The sequence below is a fragment of the Streptomyces sparsogenes subsp. cuspidosporus genome (assembly GCF_039532705.1).
In the GTDB taxonomy this organism is placed as follows: domain Bacteria; phylum Actinomycetota; class Actinomycetes; order Streptomycetales; family Streptomycetaceae; genus Streptomyces; species Streptomyces sparsogenes.
In genome coordinates, this window is sequence record NZ_BAAASD010000084.1 from 1 (window position 1) to 16,007 (window position 16,007).

Genomic DNA, 16,007 nt, shown 5'->3' on the forward strand with positions numbered 1-16,007 from the left:
ACGAATTCGGTGGTGCCGATCCCGAAGGCCCCGATGGCCAGGGCCAGGAGCGCGAGAGGCATGGGGACAGACCTTCCAAGCGATTGCGTTAGACGCTTACACTCGAAGACAATAGTTGCAGACGCCTGATGGATGCAAACGCGCCTTGTCGCTCATTGAAATAGCCGTCACGCGCAAGTAACATGACGACGGGCGGGACCGGCCCGCCGACGAAGGAGACTCCCGTGACCGCCACCGCCCCAGCGCTCTCAGTCCTGGCTCAGGGCTGGTGTGCCCTCTCCCTGCTTCACAGCAAGATCGAGAACCACCTCGAGCGCGTTCTGGAAAACGAGCACGGCCTGAGCGCCCGCGAGTACTCACTGCTCGACGTGCTGAGCCGGCAGCACGACGGAGATGGAGGCCACCTGCAGATGAAGCAGGTCGCCGACGCCATCGTCCTCAGCCAGAGCGCCACCACCCGCCTGGTCACCCGCCTGGAGGACCGCGGACTGCTGTCCCGCTACCTGTGCCCCACCGACCGCCGCGGGATCTACACCAATGTGACCGAGGCCGGTATGGAGCTGCTCAAGGCGGCCCGTCCCGCCCACGACACCGCCCTGCTGGCGGCACTCGCGGAGGCAGCTCGGGACGTCAGGCTCGAACCGCTGGTCCGGGCTCTGCAGACGCCGCCCACCTCGATCCCTGTCGCCCCCTGAAAGGAGCAAATCCGCTCATGAAAGCCATGGCACTGCGCCGGTACGGTGGTCCAGAAGACCTCGAATGGACAGACCTGCCGGACCCGAAGGTGGCACCCGGCGAAGTCCTGGTCCGCGTGAAGGCGGCCGGGGTCAATCCGGTCGACTGGAAGCTCGCCGAGGGTCGTCTCGACGCAGTCATGGAGACCGGCTTCCCGCTGATTCCCGGCTGGGACGTCGCCGGCGTCGTCGAGCAGGTGGGTTTCGACGTCACCGAGTTCGCCCCCGGTGACGAGGTCTTCGGCTACATCCGCAAGGACTCGGCTCAGTTCGGCGCCTACGCCGAGCTGGTCTCCGCGCACGTGCGCCTGCTGGCCCCCAAGCCCGCCGTGCTCACCTGGGAGGAAGCGGCGGGCGTACCCCTCGCAGGGCTAACCGCCTACCAGGCCATCCGACGCACCGGCCTCCAGCCGCACGAGACCGTCCTCGTTCACGGCGCGGCCGGGGGTGTCGGCTCGTTCGGAGTCCAGATCGCAGCCGCCCTCGGGGCACGGGTCATCGCAACGACGAGCGAGCGCAACCACGATTTCGTCCGATCCCTGGGCGCCGTCCCCGTGACCTACGGGGCTGGCCTCCGTGACCGTGTTCGCGAGCAGGCCCCGCAGGGCGTGGACGCCGCCGTGGACTTCGCCGGGGGCGACGCGGTGGACGTCTCGCTCGAGCTGCTCGACGAGCCGAGCCGGCTGGCCTCCGTCGTCGACCCGGAAGCCGCCGCCAAGGGCGGGCACTACGTATGGGTACGGCCGGACCGGGCCGACCTTGCCGCCTTGGCCGCCCTGGCCGACGACGGCCGACTGACCGTCCATCTTGACCGGGTGCTGCCCCTCGGTGACGCAGCGGAAGCGTGGCGCATCAGCCAGGGCGGTCACACCAGGGGGAAGCTCGTCCTGTCGGTCACCGGGCACTGACGGACCCCGCCCCTCGGCGGGCCCTCCCCGCCACCAGTCGTATGCGGGCGTTGCGGTGAGACCCGTGCGCCCCTACCGGAAGAGGACCGGTGCCGCCGGTCCTGCGCGAAGAGATCGCTGATCACTGACCGACCTCAAGGGCCCGGCGCCGCCCCCGGCGCAGAAACCCGAGCCGGCGGCCGCACACCCGTGCCCCAGCCGCCCCCGCGCAACAGAGGGTACGGGCGTGTGGCAGCGGTCCAGCAGAATGATCAGCACATCTGGGCGGTGCTGCTTGTGCGCAGAACGGTGGCGCGGAACGAGGCCACCAAGGGCCTCAGGTCGACTCGGTGCCATGCGGCCCACAACTGGGCGCAGGTGTCGTGCCAGGGGAGCTCGCGGACCGCGACATCCTCGGTGGTGGCACGGACCATGCTTTTCTGCACGAGTGCGAGTCCGAGCCCAGAGGCGACCAGGCCGAGCGCGGTCAGTGGTTCGGCGGCGTCGAGGCGGATGTCGGGAGTGAAGCCGGCTGCCGTGCAGGCGGCGACGAACGTGTCCCGCCAGGCCGGGTCCTGGACGTTCTCGACGGCGATCCACGGCTGGCCATCGAGGTCCCTGGGGGTCACCTCCTCCTGGTCGGCGAGTGGATGCCCGGCGGGCAGGGCGAGGAGCAGAGGGTCCTGGAGCAGGGATGCGGCCTGCAGGTCAGGGTCATCGGCGCTCGGAGGTTCATGGACGAGCGCCATGTCGAGACTGCGCTGCCGCAGGCCTTCGAACTGCTCGATGGGCGGAAGGTTGTACAGAGAGATGTGGATGCCGGGGCGTTCGCCGCGCAGGGCGCGTAGTGCGCCGGGCAGGATGCCGGTGTGCATGGCGTCTGCGACGTAGCCGATGCACAGTCCGCCCTCTTCTCCACGGCCCAGCCGACGCCCCAGGTTCTCCAGGCGATCCGCATGCCGCAGCAGGGCGCGGGCTTCGGCCAGGAAGACCTGGCCGTCGCGGGTGAGTCGGATTCTTTGCTGGCCGCGTTCGAACAGGGTGAGGCCCAGCTTCTGCTCGAGCTGAGCAATCTGCCGACTGAGCGGCGACTGGGAGATGTGCAGCCGCTCGGCGGCCTGGCCGACGTGTTCCGTCTCGGCGACGGCTACGAAGTAGTGGAGTTGCCGCAAGTCAAGCATGTAAGACCTCGAAGGACTCAAGTGTGTCCAAGTAAGTCTTGGACAGTCTCAAGCCTAGTTCCTAGCCTCGGACTCGTCAGACCGACGGACCGCGCATGCGGAGCACAGAGCACAGCCGTCGCAATTCGCACAGCAAGGAGCTGCACCATGTCCATCACGTCCTTCCTGCCCGGCCGCCTGGGCTTCGGCACCGCACCGCTGGGCAACATGTTCCGGGCCATACCCGACGAGGAAGCCGCGGCCACCGTGGACGCCGCCTGGGACAACGGCATCCGCTATTTCGACACCGCACCTTTCTACGGCGCGGGCCTGTCCGAGATCCGCCTTGGCGAAGCCCTGGCCGGCCGTCCCCGCGACGAGTTCGTCCTGAGCACGAAGGTCGGGCGCGTCATCCTCGACGAGGTCGAGGACCCCTCCGCCCGCGACCTGGGAGAGAAGGGCGGACTATTCGAACACGGACGGCCGAACAAAATCATCAACGACTACTCGGGCGACGCCACGCTGCGCTCCATCGACGACAGCCTCCAGCGCCTGAGGACGGACCGCCTCGACATCGTGTGGGTGCACGACGTCGCGCAGGACTTCTACGGCGACGAGTGGCTCGCCGCGTACGAAACCGCCCGCACCGGCGCGTTCAGGGTGCTGCAGAAGCTGCGCGACGAAGGCGTCATCAGGGCCTGGGGCCTTGGGGTCAACCGGGTGGAGCCGCTGGAACTGACGCTGGACCTCGACGAGCCGAAGCCGGACGCGTTCCTCCTCGCCGGCCGCTACACACTGCTCGACCACGAGCGCGCCCTGCAGAGGCTGTTGCCGGCCGCGAAGGATCAGAACGTGGACATCGTCGTCGGCGGACCGTACAGCTCCGGTGTCCTGGCCGGCGGACAGCACTTCGAGTACCAGAAGGCCCCCGCTGCGGTCGTCGCCAAGGTCGAGCGCATCAAGGCACTCGCAGGGGAGCACGGCGTCGGCATCAAAGCGGCGGCGCTGCAGTTCTCCCTCGCTAGCCCCGCGGTCGTCGCGGCCATCCCCGGTGCTTCCCGGCCGAGCCGCATCGCGGAGGACGTAGCCGCACTCGGCGAGAAGGTCCCGGCGGCCTTCTGGACGGCTCTGCGTACCGAGGGGCTGATCGCTCCGGGCGCCCCCGTACCCGGCGCCTGACCTTGACCCCCACCTGTTCAGGAGATGACAACCATGGCAACTGCGACCGCAACCATTGACCTCCCTGTGCCGGCCGCGCGTGTCTGGCAGCTCATCGGCGGCTTCGGCTCCCTGCCCGACTGGCTGCCCTATATCCCCCAGAGCACGCTCGGCGAAGGCGGCCGCGTCCGCACCCTCGCGAACGAGGAGGGCGGCGTCATCGTCGAACGCCTCGAAGCGTTCGACAACCAGGCGCGCACGTACACCTACTCCATTCTCCAGGCGCCGTTCCCCGTCACCGGCTACCGCTCCACTCTCACTGTGCACGAGGTGTCCGGCGAGCGGAGCCGTGTGGAGTGGTCCGGCACCTTCACTCCGGCGGGGACGAGCGAAGAAGAAGCGATCACCCTGTTCCACAGCATCTACACCGACGGTCTGGCCGCACTGAGGAAGACACTCGACACGTGAACACGGACCGGGACGCCGGGGTGGCGCCGTCCGGCTTCGGAGGGTGCCCGACCGGCGTCGGCGGGGCGGGGCCTCGCAGGTTCCGCCCCGCTGTCCGCTGTCCTGACCCGGTCCGGCCCGGTGGCGGACGGGAAGCGATGAGCGGACGAACGTCCCGGCCGAGGCCCTGGTAGTCAGCCGACGTCGAGGGCGACCCGGCCCAGCTCGCCGAGGTCGGCGACCAGGCGGTCGCCGGCGGTGATCGCTGTCGGGGCGCACAAGGTGCCGCTGAGGACGATGTCCCCGGCTTCCAGCCGTGCTCCGCTGCGTAGCAGGTGACCTGCCAGCCACGCGACTGCCGCGGCCGGATCGCCCATGACAGCGGTCGCGCTGCCCGGCACCGTATGGGGGCCGGCCAGCAGCGTGGCCGTGATCTCAGACAGGCCCGCGGGCGGCGGCGCCACCCGTGGCCCCAGTACGGCGCGTGCCGCGTTGGTGTTGTCGGCGACGAGCATGGGGAGGGTCCGCGCACCGCCGCGCCACCTGCTGTCGACGATCTCGAAGGCCGGGGCGACCGCGGCGGTGGCGCGGTAGACGTCCTGGGCGGTCACGTCCACGCCGGACAGTTCCTCGCCCAGGATGAAGGCGATCTCCACCTCCACCTTCGGTTCGAACAGCCCGGCAGTGGCGAGGGGCCGGCCGTCCTCGAGCAGCCCGCCGGCGAGCAGGTGGCCGGCGGCCGGTTGGCCGGCGCCGAAGGCATCCCGCGCGGGCTGCGAAGTGAGACCGATCTTGTAGCCGATCACCCGGTCATCGGACGCGAGCGCCAGGTCTCGGGTGGCGTTCGCCACCGTGTAGGCCAGGTCGAGGTCATCGAGCTGATCGGCCGCTGCGGGGTCTGCGGGTACGCCGCTCTTTTCTGCTTGCCACAGTCGCTGGGCCAGCTCCGGGATCATGTCTTTCCCCATCTGTCTCTCCTCGTGGCATGATGTCCGATACTTTGGACGACGTCCGATACTGGGGCTGGGAGGAACTCATGGCGCGCCTGACCGCTCCGGCTCTTCGCCGGGGCCTGGACATCCTCGAGCTGCTCATCGACGAGGATCAGGGGCTGCGGGTCCCCGAGATCACACAGCGGCTCGGCCTGCCGCGCGCCACCACACACGAACTCGTCAACACCCTGGTCGACCGCAGGTACCTGGACCTGTCGGGGGACACCGGCCGCGTCACCCTGGGTGTCAAGGTCCTGCGGCTGGGGGCGGGGTACGAGCGCGGTCTCGACCTTGCCACCGTGGGGCGGGAGTGCGCGGCCGAGGTGGCGGCCGCCTGCGGCGAGACGGTCCAGGTTGTCGTGCGCGACGCCGCGTCCGCCGTGTTCATCGTGCGCATCGACAGCAAGCACCCGATGCGCCTGGTGTCACAGGTGGGCAGTCGGCTGCCGGCGTCCTGCACCGCAGGAGGGAAAGTACTCCTGAGCGCCCTGCCGGCAGCCGACCTTGACGCGTTGTTCCCCAGCAACGCCGCGTTGCAGAAGATGACGCCGAACAGCATCAGCACCCGCAAGCGGTTGCTGGCCGACCTGGACGTCGCGCGCGAGCGCGGTTGGGCCGAAGAATACTGCGAGTCCAACGACCATGTGGCCTGCGTCGCCGCTCCGGTGTACGACCGTCTCGGGGAGTGCGCGGCGGCCATGAGCATCTCGGTGCCCATCGTGCGATGGGGCGATGCCCAGAAGCAGCGCTGTACCGAACTGGTCCTGGCCGGGGCACGGAAGATGTCGCAGCTCCTGGGGGCGCCGGCCGCCTCGTGAACCAATGCCCTCTCACCGCTGCCCGCTGGAGACGATCACCGCCCGGCCGGTGGCGCCGCGCGCCAGCGCGGCATACGCCTCGTTGATCTGTGACAGCTCGTATTGCTCGCCGAGCAGCTTGTCCAGGGGCAGACGCCCGGCCTTGAACAGATCGGCGAGCTTGGGGATGTCGACCGGGGTGTTGGCCGAGCCGTAGAGGCTTCCGATCAGCCGCTTCTCCTGCTGCACCAAGGGGTTGATGGGCACGGCCGCGGTGGCGCCCACCTTGCCGAGGCCGACGGCGACGACAGTCCCGCCGGTGCCCACGACCTCGATCGCCTGCGCGAGGGTCCGGGGCGCGCCGACGGCGTCCAGTGACCAGGTCATCGGCTTCGGCGAGATCCTGGCGAGCGCCTTGGCGAGGTCCTGCGTACGCACGTTGACCGTATGGGTGGCGCCGAGTTCGAGTGCCTTCTCCAGCTTGGCTTCCACCGTGTCGACCGCGACGATCGGATCGGCGCCGATGAGCCGCAGGCCCATCACCGCGCTGAGCCCGACGCCGCCGGCGCCGATGACCACGACGCCCTGTGCGGTGGCGTCCTTCATGACGTTCAGAGCTGTGCCGACGCCGGTCACCACGGCGCATCCGGTGATCGCCGCGATGTGCGGGGGGATGTCCGGATCGATCGGGACGACCGAGCGTTCCGAGACGACGCATTGCTCGGCGAAGCAGGAGACTCCCATGAGGTGGTGGATCTTCTCGCCGTTCAGGCTCAGGCGCGACGTCCCGTCGAGCAGGCCGCCGGAGGCCGCCTGCACCCGGCCCAGCGCGCACAGGGCGGGGCGGCCGGTGGTGCAGAACGCGCAGTCGCCACACCGCGGGCGCCACAACGTGATGACGCTGTCACCGGGGCGGACCCGGGTCACCCCTTCCCCGACCCGCTCGACGACGCCGGCCCCTTCGTGCCCCAGCACCGCGGGCAGGCGGGCGTTGAGGTCGCCGTTCATGTAGTGCAGGTCGCTGTGGCACACCCCGGCAGCGAGCACGCGGATGGTGACCTCGCCCGGCCCGGGGTCGTCGAGATCGACATCCTCGACGGTCAACGGAGTACCCGGCCGGTGCAGTACTGCTGCCTTCATTGAGCCATGCCTCACTGTGTACGAAACTTCAGACGTTGTCTTACCTGTTGAGTATGTGAGCCCGCCTCAGCCGCCGTCAAGGACGTTGACGAGGGGGCCGGTGCATGCAACGGTGTCTTGAGGACAAGACCATGTCTTAAATTTAAGACATAGGAGAAAGGTGTACGTCATGACCGATGCGACGACCCCGCAAGCCTTGGCGCACAAACTCGACGCCACAGCAGGCGCGTTCGAGCGGTGGAGCCGCCTCCAGCCGGCCGACCGCGCCCCCCTGCTCGAGGCCATTGCCTCCGCGCTCGAGGATGCCGCGCCGAAGCTCGTGGCGATCGCGGACGAGGAGACGTCCCTCGGGCAGACCAGGTTGCGCAATGAGGTAGTCCGCACGGTGTTCCAGCTGCGGCTGTTCGCCCGGGTGCTGACGCGGGGGGAGTACCTCGGGGCGACCATCGACCATGCCGATCCGGAGTGGCCGATGGGCCCGCGGCCCGACCTGCGCCGGGTGCTCGAGCCGCTCGGTCCGGTCGTCGTTTTCGCCGCGAGCAACTTCCCGTTCGCGTTCAGCGTGGCCGGCGGTGACACCGCCTCGGCGCTCGCGGCGGGCTGCTCGGTCGTCGTCAAGGCCCACTCCGGCCACCCCCGGCTCTCGATGGCCACGGCGGAGGTGGTGCACCACGCCCTACGGTCCGCCGGCGCGCCCGAGGGACTCTTCGACGTCATCTTCGGGACCGAGGCCGGCCGGGGCGCCATCGTGGACCCGCGGGTGAAGGCAGGGGCGTTCACCGGGTCGATCGAGGCGGGGCGAGCGCTTTTCGACCTCGCCACAGGCCGTCCGGAGCCCATACCGTTCTTCGGCGAGCTCGGCAGCGTCAACCCGGTCTTCGTGACGAAGGCCGCCGCCGAGCGGCGCGGGCCCGCCATCATCTCGGAGTTCGTCGGCTCGTTCACGCTCGGCGCCGGACAGTTCTGCACGAAGCCCGGCATCCTGCTGGTCCCGGCATCGGCCGGACTCGCGGACCGGCTTCCCGGCGCGGTCCCGGGCAAGCCGCTGACTCTGCTCAACGATCGCATCCGGACCTCCTACGCCCGGGCTGTGCAGGAGTTGCGCGACACAGCCGGGGTGCGCGTCCTGGTGAGCGGCGATCACACCGCCACCGATCCGTCTCCGACGGTGCTGTGCACGACCTCGGCAGAGCTGCTCGCCGACCCCGATGCGCTCATCCGCGAGGTGTTCGGGCCGACCGCGCTGGTCGTCGAGTACGCGGAGGAGGGCGAACTGCTCGAGGTGGCCAAGGTCATCGACGGCCAGCTGACCGCCTCCATCCAGGGCGAGGACGACGACACCATCGCGGCGGAGTTGATCGGACTCCTGGCCGCCAAGGCCGGACGTGTGCTGTGGAACCAGTGGCCCACCGGTGTCTCGGTCACTCACGCACAGCAGCACGGCGGTCCCTACCCGTCCACCACGGCGCCGGCCACGACCTCGGTGGGGACCGAGGCCATCTCCCGGTTCCTGCGGCCGGTCGCGTATCAGAACGTGCCGCAGCATCTGCTGCCGCCGGCTCTGCGCGACACGAACCCGTTGGGGATTCCCCAGCGCGTCTCCTGAGTCCGGGCCGAGCACACGGAAAAGGGCCCGCTTCCCCTGCGGACGCGGGCCCTCTTTCCGTCCAGGGGTCGCTCACGGCACGCGTATGTGGTGCCGCGCTATCGCGGCGCTCGCGTTCAGGCCGAGCAGTTGCAGGCTGCGTGCGTACTCCTCGCGAAGGATCGATATGGCGCGTTCCACGCCCCGCTCACCACCGGCCATCAGGCCGTAGAGATAGGCACGGCCGATCATGACGGCATCCGCCCCCAGTGCCACGGCGGCGAGGATGTCCTGGCCGTGCGTGACGCCGCTGTCGAGGATCACCGTGGCGTCTGGACCGAGCTCATCACGGATTCCGGGCAGTACCGTGAGGGTGGCCGGCGTACGGTCGAGCTGCCGGCCGCCGTGGTTGGACACGATCACGCCGTCCGCGCCCGCCTCGACGACGCGGCGTGCGTCGCGCGGGCTGAGAATCCCCTTGACCAGCAACCGGTGCGGCCAGTTGGCGCGCAACCACGCCAGATGCTCGTAGCTCAGCGTCGGCTCGAACACGACGTCGGCGACCCGGACCGCGTCGATCGCGCCGCTGGTCATGCTGGTCAGCGACGCGAACGTGATCGGGGCCGTGGTCAGCTTGTTCAGCGCCCAGGCCGGAGTGCGGGCCATGCCGAGCAGCGTCCGCAAGGTGAGCGACGGCGGGATCGTGAGGCCGTTGCGGATGTCCTTGAGGTGCCGGGCCGCCACGGGCGTGTCGACGGTGAGGACCACGGTGGTGAACCCGGCCGCCAGCGCGCGGTCGAGCAGTTCCGCGTTGAGGCGCTCGTCGCGCGTCAGGTAGAGCTGGAACCAGTGCTCACCACCAGGAGCCGCGGCAGCGACGTCCTCGACGGTCGAAGTGCCCACCGTGGAGAGGGTGTAGGGCAGGCCGTGGCGGGCGGCCACGCGCGCGACCGCCGCCTCGCCCTCGTGGTGCATCATCCGCGTGTAGCCGGTCGGCGCGAAGATCAGTGGCATCGAGATCTCCCGGCCCAGCACGCGCGTGGACAGGTCCGGACGGTCGACCGGCGAGAGGTACTCCGGCACGAGCTCGACCGCCGCGAACGCCGCCCTGTTCCGCCGTGCGGTCACCTCCGCGTCGGCCGCACCGTCGACGTAGTCGAACACCGCACGCGGAGTCGTGCGCACCGCCACGTCACGCAGATCACCGATGCTCAGCGCGGCTCCGAGCCGCCGCTCGACCGGGTTGAGGGTCGGCCGGCGCAGCTGCAAGACCTCGCGGAGCTCGGTCCACCGGGGACGCTGTCGTGTGACGCGGGGGCGCTTGCGGGCTGCGGGTGGGGCTGGGGACTGGGTGACGGTCACTGTCATGCCTCTCGATATGCGGGTGCCGAAGACCGTTCGGCGAACGACGAGATTTTGGACACTGTCTGAGAAATCGGAGTCTCACTCCTCACTTCGGTGGACGTCAAGCCTTGACGTGGGCTCGGGGCGTGGGCACCATTCTGGTTCGTATATAAGACGCCGTCTTATATTTCAGACATAGAAGGGTAGCGAAGTGCAACTCGGTCTGACAGGGAAAACCGCTCTCGTCTGCGCATCGACGTCCGGACTTGGCAGGGCGACCGCCCGGGCCCTGGCGGAAGAAGGCGTTACCGTCGTGGTCACAAGCCGGTCGGCCGACCGGGCCAAGGAGGTGGCCGGCGAGCTGCCCCACGCGGTCGGGGTGGGCTGCGACCTGGTCGCGGACGGCGGTGCCGAGCAGCTCCTCACGGCTGCCCGCGAAGCCGTCGGTGACCTCGACATCCTCGTCCTGAACGGGCCGGGACCCGCGCCGGGGCCGGCCCGCGCCACCGACACCGCCGGGATCGAACAGGCCATCGCCACGCTGGTCAAACCCCAGCAGATCCTGGTGCAGGGCGCCCTTCCGGCGATGCTCGCGAAGGGGTGGGGCCGCGTCCTGAGCATCAGCTCGACGAGCGTGCAGGCGCCGTTGCCGAACCTCTCGCTGTCCAACCTCGGCCGAGCGGCGCTCGCCGGGTACCTGAAGACCCTTGCCACCGAGGTCGCCGCACACGGAGTGACGGTCAACTCCCTGCTTCCCGGGCGCATCGCCACCCCCCGGGCCCGGCAGGTGGACGAAGCCACCGCCCAGCGCACCGGCCAGTCACTGGGCGAGGTCGAGGCCGCGTCCAAGACCGCAATCCCGGCGGGGCGTTACGGCGATCCCGATGAATTCGGCGCCGTCGCCGCCTTCCTGTGCAGCACCCGGGCCGCATACATCACAGGCACTGCCATCCGGTGTGACGGCGGCCTCGTACCAACCCTCTGACACCGTCAGACGGTTCACCCGACTCCCCACGACGAGAGCGATGAACCCGCATGAGCCGCATCCACGTCACTGACGAATCAACCGCACAGCGCCACGAGGTGCCCCCGGCCGTCACCCGCCGAACGGCACTGGCCGGCATGATCGGCACCACGATCGAGTGGTACGACTTCTACATCTACGGCCTCGCCGCAGCACTGGTCTTCGGCACGGCGTTCTTTCCCGAGTTCTCCTCGACAGCCGGCACTCTGGCCGCCTTCGCCACCTTCGCGGTGGGCTTCGTCGCCCGCCCGCTCGGCGGAGTCATCTTCGGTCACCTCGGGGACCGTGTGGGGCGCAAGAACGCGCTCATGCTCACGCTGTTCCTGATGGGCGCGGCCACCGTCGTCGTCGGCCTGCTACCGGACTACCAGGCCATCGGAATCTGGGCGCCGATCCTGCTCGTCACGCTGCGCTTCCTGCAGGGCTTCGCCGTCGGCGGCGAGTGGGGCGGCGCGGTGACCATGGTCGTGGAATCCTCGCCACGGCACCGGCGAGGCCTCTACGGAAGCCTGCCTCAGATGGGTGTGCCACTCGGGCTGGTGCTGTCGTCCAGCGTATTCGCGGTGGTCTCCACTCTGCCCGATGACGACCTCCTTGCCTGGGGCTGGCGAATCCCGTTCCTGCTCAGCATCGTGTTGATCGCGGTGGGGCTGTTCCTCCGGTCCCGCATCACCGAGACACAGGCGTTCACCCGGATGAAGGAGTCGGGGCAGGGACGCAAGATGCCGGCCGTGGAGGCGCTCCGCCACCACTGGAAGGCGATCGCCCTCACCGTCGGCATGTACGTCTCGGCCGGTGTCCCCTTCTACATCGTCTCCGTTTTCGTGCTGTCGTACGGCTCTTCCCACCTCGGTCTGCCGCGGAGCGTGCTCCTGACGGGGATGCTCATCGCCGCCGGTGCCGAGGCGCTGACGGTGCCCTGCTTCGGCGCCCTGTCGGACAGACTGGGCCGGCGCCCCGTGTTCCTGGCCGCCGCCGGGTTCACGGCCCTGCTCGCCTTCCCCTTCTTCTGGCTGCTCGCGGCCGGCCAGACAGGGCTCACCTGGCTTGCCCTGTTGCTGGCGCTCGCCGTGGCGCACGCGGGGATGTACGGGCCCACCGCGGCGCTGTACGCGGAGATGTTCTCCGTGAACGTGCGGTACACCGGTACGTCGATCGGCTACCAACTCGGTGGTGTCGTGGCAGGGTTCGTGCCGCTCGCGGCGGGCGCGCTCGTCAGTGCCGCCGGCGGTGCCGCCTGGCCGATCGCCTCCATTTGGGCGGGAGCGGCGCTGGTGGGCCTGGTCTGCGCGTCGGTCGTCCGAGAAACCCGGGGGTGCGAGCTGGGTTCCGACCGCCACGTCGGCGGCTGACCACGCTCCGTTGTCCGACCTCTGCGCACATTCGACACCAACAGGACAACATCATGTCCTCCCATGAAGTTCTCCATGACACACCCATGTGCGACCGGCCGCGCTGCGGCCTGCCGTCCCTGACCGGAGGTGAAGCTCCATGACCGCGACAAGAGTCCACGTACTGAGCTGCGGAGCGATGAGCTGCGACCTGACGTGGCTACTGCTCAAGCCCGGCCGCACAATGCGCGCGCGTACCGAGCGCGATCGGCCTGTCGAGTGGTACCCCTGCACCACCCACTGCGTGCTCGTGGAAACCCCCGAGGGGACCCTGCTGTGGGACACCAGCTGCCCCCGCGACTGGGAGACCCGCTGGGCTCCGACCGGCTTGCAGGAGTACTTCCCCTACGACCAGGTCAGCGACGAGGACTATCTCGACGCGCGGCTCGGCCGGCTGGGCGTGGAACCACAGGACATCGACTACCTGGTCCTGTCCCATCTCCACTTCGACCACGCCGGGAACATCGGTATGTTCGCCGACACCGGCGCGAGGCTGGTGTGCAACGACAAGGAGAAGGAGTTCGCCTTCGGCTTCGAGGGCGCCTTCAACGGTGCACATCTCAAGGCGGACTACGCCGCGTGTGACTTCGACACCGTCAGCGGGGACACGGAGATCCTGCCCGGTGTCATCCTCATCGAGGCTCCCGGGCACACCCCCGGCACCATGGCGATGAAGGTCGACCTGCCGGAAACCGGGACGATGCTCTTCACGTCGGACGCCGTCTACATGGGCGACTCCTACGGCCCGCCGGCCGTCCCCGCCGCCATCGTCCACGACCTGTCCGCCTGGTACGGCTCGGTGGAGAAGATCCGCGGCATCGCCGAGAAGACGGACGCCACCGTCGTCTTCGGCCACGACGCCGAGCAGCTGCGCTCCATGCGACTGGCCCCCCATGGCTTCTACCTCTGATCGTCGAACCCGCTCCCCGAAACCGGAAGGGACGCGAATGCCCACCAGCGTTCCGTCGGCGGGCTGCGCCTGCCCGCCTGACGACCTCGCCGACACCTCCGACCACTCCCTGGCGCCGTGGTGGGGTGAGGACTGATGGCCATCTACGAACTCTCCTGCGCGACAGGACACCGCTTCGAAGTGATCCAGTCGTTCACCGCCCCGCTGCCGAGCTGCCCGGAATGCGGCGGCGCGACCCGCAAGGTTCCCAGCAACTTCGCGATCGTCGGCGCCGCCACCCTGCCACCGCCGCCGGAGCGGATGCCGCAGACCTGGAAGGGGACCTATCGCGGCGACCGTGACTACGTCACCGTCCTGCGCCGTACGGCCGAAGCCCGGCAGAAGCTGGAGGACAAGCATCCCGAACTCGCCGGCGACCGGCGGCCGGTCATCGCCCACGAAGGCAGATATGAAGCAGCGCCGCTGCGCGCCGGCGACACACCGCAAGCTCCCACCAGAACAGCCGGGCACAGTCACAGCCACGCTCATCAGCACGGGCATGAACACGGACACTGGCACGGGCGGACCGAGCGTGCCGACCCCGGGTAGTCTCCGTCCGACCCGCCGCGCCGGAGTACCGCCGTGTTACTCCGGCCGACACCATGGAAGAAGCGGCCTGCGCGGGATACCGCATCGTCACCCTTGGCGTGCTCATTCCAGACATGCCCCTTACCCACACCCAGATCCGCGGCATTGTTCACCCGGGCGCCAGGGCTGCCGGCCGGGCCGAGCCAGTGGAGGGAGATCCGCGTCCGGCCGTCCTCGTTGGAGTGGACGGCGGCGGATCCGGCCTGGCCGATGCGGGCCCCCAGAGGTCACGTCGTCCCCGGTCGCGAAGCCAGAGGAAGCTGATCCCGCCGGTGGACCGGTTTCCTCCACGGCTGCCGGCGTCCGGTGGGGTGTGCTGTGGGGATCGGCTGGGACGGTCGTGCAGGGCCCCGGCCTCGCCCTCTGCCCGCCAACGACGCAGCCACTTGTGGGCCGTGGGCCGCGAGATGCCCATTTCGGCCGCCACGTGCGTGACGGGACGGCCGCAACGGACACGCTCGACCAGCAGCTGCCTGCCGTGAACAGTCAGCCGGGCATGACGGTGGGACACGAAGACCTCCATGTGGTGCGCTCCTGGACAGCTCCGCCACACCGGAGGTCTTCGCCATGATCAAGCCCGGCCAGCGTTGACAACGCTCCTGATCAAAACACCTAGCCCGCGGCGGCGAGGTGGGCGTCCACGGCGACGACACCGTCGACGCCCTGGCAGAGGCCCACGACCACCGGGATGAGACGCGGTTCCGGGACGTGACCCCGAAGGGTGACGTCGCCGTCACGGACCTCGATCGCGACGGTGCCCTCGCCCAGGCCGAGGATGCGCCCCAGGATCTCCTGCTCGACCTCGCCGCGGATCTCGGCGTCGGAACGGATGAAGGTGTCGAGCAGGTCGCTGCGGCTGACGATGCCGGTGAGGAGCCCGTTGTCGCCCACTACTGGCAGCTGCTTGACGTGCCGCCTGCGGAGTTCCCGCGCGGCCCGCGGGACTGTCCAGTCAGCGCGGGCCGTGAAGACGGGGCTGCTCATGAGCAGCCCCGCGGTCCGGGCCCGGGCCTTGCCCCAGGCGTGCTCGTCGTTCCCCTCCTGCCCCTGCGGATCGGGCATGCCGGTCTCGTGCCGCAGCACGTCGGACGCGGACACCATGCCGACGGGGGCGCCGTCGTCGTCGACGACCGGGGCCGCGGCGATGTCGTTCGCGTCCAGCAGGGCGGCGACTTCCCGGACCGGCGTGTGGGGGCGGAGAGTGACGACCTCCTTGGTCATCACGTCCCCGACCGTGCGGCGGTGCAGCATGGGATCGCCTCCTCCGCTTTGCGACGGGGCGGCCACGGTCGGACCGCCCGGGCGTACCCCGCGCGACGCGCCGCCCTCTGCGGCCCTGCCGACTCGTCCGCGCCGTCTTCCCTACCCATGACAGCACCGCGCCGCTCCGGCGACCAGTGCCGTTCGGCCTGGCGGGGGAACGCCGGCGGCCCTACAGGCAGCAGTGCGGCAGAGTGCGGTGCAGATGCTGACTCGTTGCTCCTCCCGCGCGGCATCGGTCTCGCCGACCTGCTCCACCACCTCCCCTCCGGGTCCGCAACCTGGCGCTGCGCACCGAGGGGCTGTCACCGGCCCGCGCCCCGCACCGCCACCGGCACCGCCGTCACCATGAGACGCCCGACAGCAGCATCGCCGCCACCACGACGGTGAGCAGCCCTATGTACGCCCAGGCGTGGATCCGGTCGGGATGCGCGGTGGGCGCCGCCGCAGCACCCCGATGACCGGCAGGGCACCGGCGAGCAGGGCCGCGGCGGCACCCGCGTCGACGAGGCCCACCAGGTGGACGTGCGCGCTCGCGGACGCCGGGAGCG

15 protein-coding genes and 2 pseudogenes are annotated in these 16,007 nt (G+C 69.7%); 10 read left to right on the top strand and 7 right to left on the bottom strand.

Features of this window, described 5'->3' with window-relative positions; translation table 11 throughout:
- Positions 1-224 precede the first annotated feature (224 nt).
- Both ABFY07_RS41635 and ABFY07_RS41640 read left to right on the top strand, forming a co-directional pair.
- Positions 225-695 carry a MarR family winged helix-turn-helix transcriptional regulator gene (locus ABFY07_RS41635; RefSeq protein WP_346179448.1) on the top strand — a complete coding sequence of 157 codons (471 nt, stop codon included), beginning with the start codon at positions 225-227 and terminating at the stop codon, positions 693-695.
- A gap of 17 nt (positions 696-712) precedes the next feature.
- Positions 713-1,642, top strand: coding sequence for an NADP-dependent oxidoreductase (locus ABFY07_RS41640; protein ID WP_346179449.1), 930 nt, complete (start codon positions 713-715; stop codon positions 1,640-1,642).
- 251 nt (positions 1,643-1,893) lie between these two features.
- On the opposite strand, the gene ABFY07_RS41645 is transcribed toward ABFY07_RS41640, so the two are convergent.
- Complete coding sequence (locus tag ABFY07_RS41645) at positions 1,894-2,802, bottom strand: LysR substrate-binding domain-containing protein (protein ID WP_346179450.1); 909 nt, start codon at positions 2,800-2,802, stop codon at positions 1,894-1,896.
- A 147-nt stretch (positions 2,803-2,949) separates the two neighbouring features.
- On the opposite strand from ABFY07_RS41645, the gene ABFY07_RS41650 reads away from it, so the two are divergent.
- Both ABFY07_RS41650 and ABFY07_RS41655 read left to right on the top strand, forming a co-directional pair.
- Positions 2,950-3,960, top strand: a complete 1,011-nt coding sequence (locus ABFY07_RS41650; RefSeq protein ID WP_346179451.1) for an aldo/keto reductase — start codon at positions 2,950-2,952, stop codon at positions 3,958-3,960.
- A 33-nt stretch (positions 3,961-3,993) separates the two neighbouring features.
- The gene (locus tag ABFY07_RS41655) at positions 3,994-4,407 is read left to right on the top strand and encodes an SRPBCC family protein (protein ID WP_346179452.1); all 414 of its coding nucleotides are present in this window, start codon (positions 3,994-3,996) and stop codon (positions 4,405-4,407) included.
- 173 nt (positions 4,408-4,580) lie between these two features.
- On the opposite strand, the gene ABFY07_RS41660 is transcribed toward ABFY07_RS41655, so the two are convergent.
- Positions 4,581-5,354, bottom strand: coding sequence for a 2-keto-4-pentenoate hydratase (locus ABFY07_RS41660; RefSeq protein ID WP_346179453.1), 774 nt, complete (start codon positions 5,352-5,354; stop codon positions 4,581-4,583).
- A gap of 32 nt (positions 5,355-5,386) precedes the next feature.
- Between ABFY07_RS41660 and ABFY07_RS41665 the strand changes: the two genes are divergently transcribed.
- Positions 5,387-6,196 carry an IclR family transcriptional regulator gene (locus ABFY07_RS41665; RefSeq protein ID WP_346179454.1) on the top strand — a complete coding sequence of 270 codons (810 nt, stop codon included), beginning with the start codon at positions 5,387-5,389 and terminating at the stop codon, positions 6,194-6,196.
- A 12-nt stretch (positions 6,197-6,208) separates the two neighbouring features.
- Here ABFY07_RS41665 and ABFY07_RS41670 read toward each other — a convergent pair whose 3' ends face one another.
- Positions 6,209-7,279 (bottom strand): zinc-binding dehydrogenase, encoded by a 1,071-nt coding sequence (locus ABFY07_RS41670; protein WP_346179455.1) that lies wholly within the window; start codon positions 7,277-7,279, stop codon positions 6,209-6,211.
- A 205-nt stretch (positions 7,280-7,484) separates the two neighbouring features.
- Between ABFY07_RS41670 and ABFY07_RS41675 the strand changes: the two genes are divergently transcribed.
- The gene (locus ABFY07_RS41675) at positions 7,485-8,921 is read left to right on the top strand and encodes an aldehyde dehydrogenase (NADP(+)) (RefSeq protein ID WP_346179456.1); all 1,437 of its coding nucleotides are present in this window, start codon (positions 7,485-7,487) and stop codon (positions 8,919-8,921) included.
- 72 nt (positions 8,922-8,993) lie between these two features.
- Here ABFY07_RS41675 and ABFY07_RS41680 read toward each other — a convergent pair whose 3' ends face one another.
- Positions 8,994-10,169 (bottom strand): alpha-hydroxy acid oxidase, encoded by a 1,176-nt coding sequence (locus tag ABFY07_RS41680; RefSeq protein WP_346179457.1) that lies wholly within the window; start codon positions 10,167-10,169, stop codon positions 8,994-8,996.
- A gap of 286 nt (positions 10,170-10,455) precedes the next feature.
- Here ABFY07_RS41680 and ABFY07_RS41685 point away from each other — a divergent pair, with 286 nt between their 5' ends.
- The 4 genes from ABFY07_RS41685 (at position 10,456) to ABFY07_RS41700 (ending at position 14,157) form a co-directional block, all read left to right on the top strand.
- A complete protein-coding gene (locus ABFY07_RS41685) occupies positions 10,456-11,229 on the top strand; it encodes an SDR family oxidoreductase (protein WP_346179458.1) in 774 nt (257 codons plus the stop codon).
- Between the two features lie 50 nt (positions 11,230-11,279).
- Positions 11,280-12,620: an MFS transporter gene (locus ABFY07_RS41690; protein WP_346179459.1), complete on the top strand. Its 1,341-nt coding sequence runs from the start codon at positions 11,280-11,282 to the stop codon at positions 12,618-12,620.
- A gap of 139 nt (positions 12,621-12,759) precedes the next feature.
- On the top strand, positions 12,760-13,569 hold the full coding sequence (locus ABFY07_RS41695) for an N-acyl homoserine lactonase family protein (RefSeq protein WP_346179460.1): 810 nt from the start codon (positions 12,760-12,762) through the stop codon (positions 13,567-13,569).
- A gap of 135 nt (positions 13,570-13,704) precedes the next feature.
- The gene (locus ABFY07_RS41700; protein ID WP_346179461.1) at positions 13,705-14,157 is read left to right on the top strand and encodes an FmdB family zinc ribbon protein; all 453 of its coding nucleotides are present in this window, start codon (positions 13,705-13,707) and stop codon (positions 14,155-14,157) included.
- Positions 14,158-14,481: 324 nt separating this feature from the next.
- Here the strand turns inward: ABFY07_RS41700 and ABFY07_RS41705 are convergent.
- From ABFY07_RS41705 to ABFY07_RS41715, 3 genes and pseudogenes are all read right to left on the bottom strand, one after another.
- Positions 14,482-14,707: pseudogene (locus ABFY07_RS41705) on the bottom strand (leucine zipper domain-containing protein); the annotation flags it as partial.
- Between the two features lie 101 nt (positions 14,708-14,808).
- On the bottom strand, positions 14,809-15,447 hold the full coding sequence (locus ABFY07_RS41710; protein ID WP_346179462.1) for a CBS domain-containing protein: 639 nt from the start codon (positions 15,445-15,447) through the stop codon (positions 14,809-14,811).
- A gap of 352 nt (positions 15,448-15,799) precedes the next feature.
- Positions 15,800-16,007, bottom strand: a pseudogene (locus ABFY07_RS41715) (sulfite exporter TauE/SafE family protein); the annotation flags it as partial.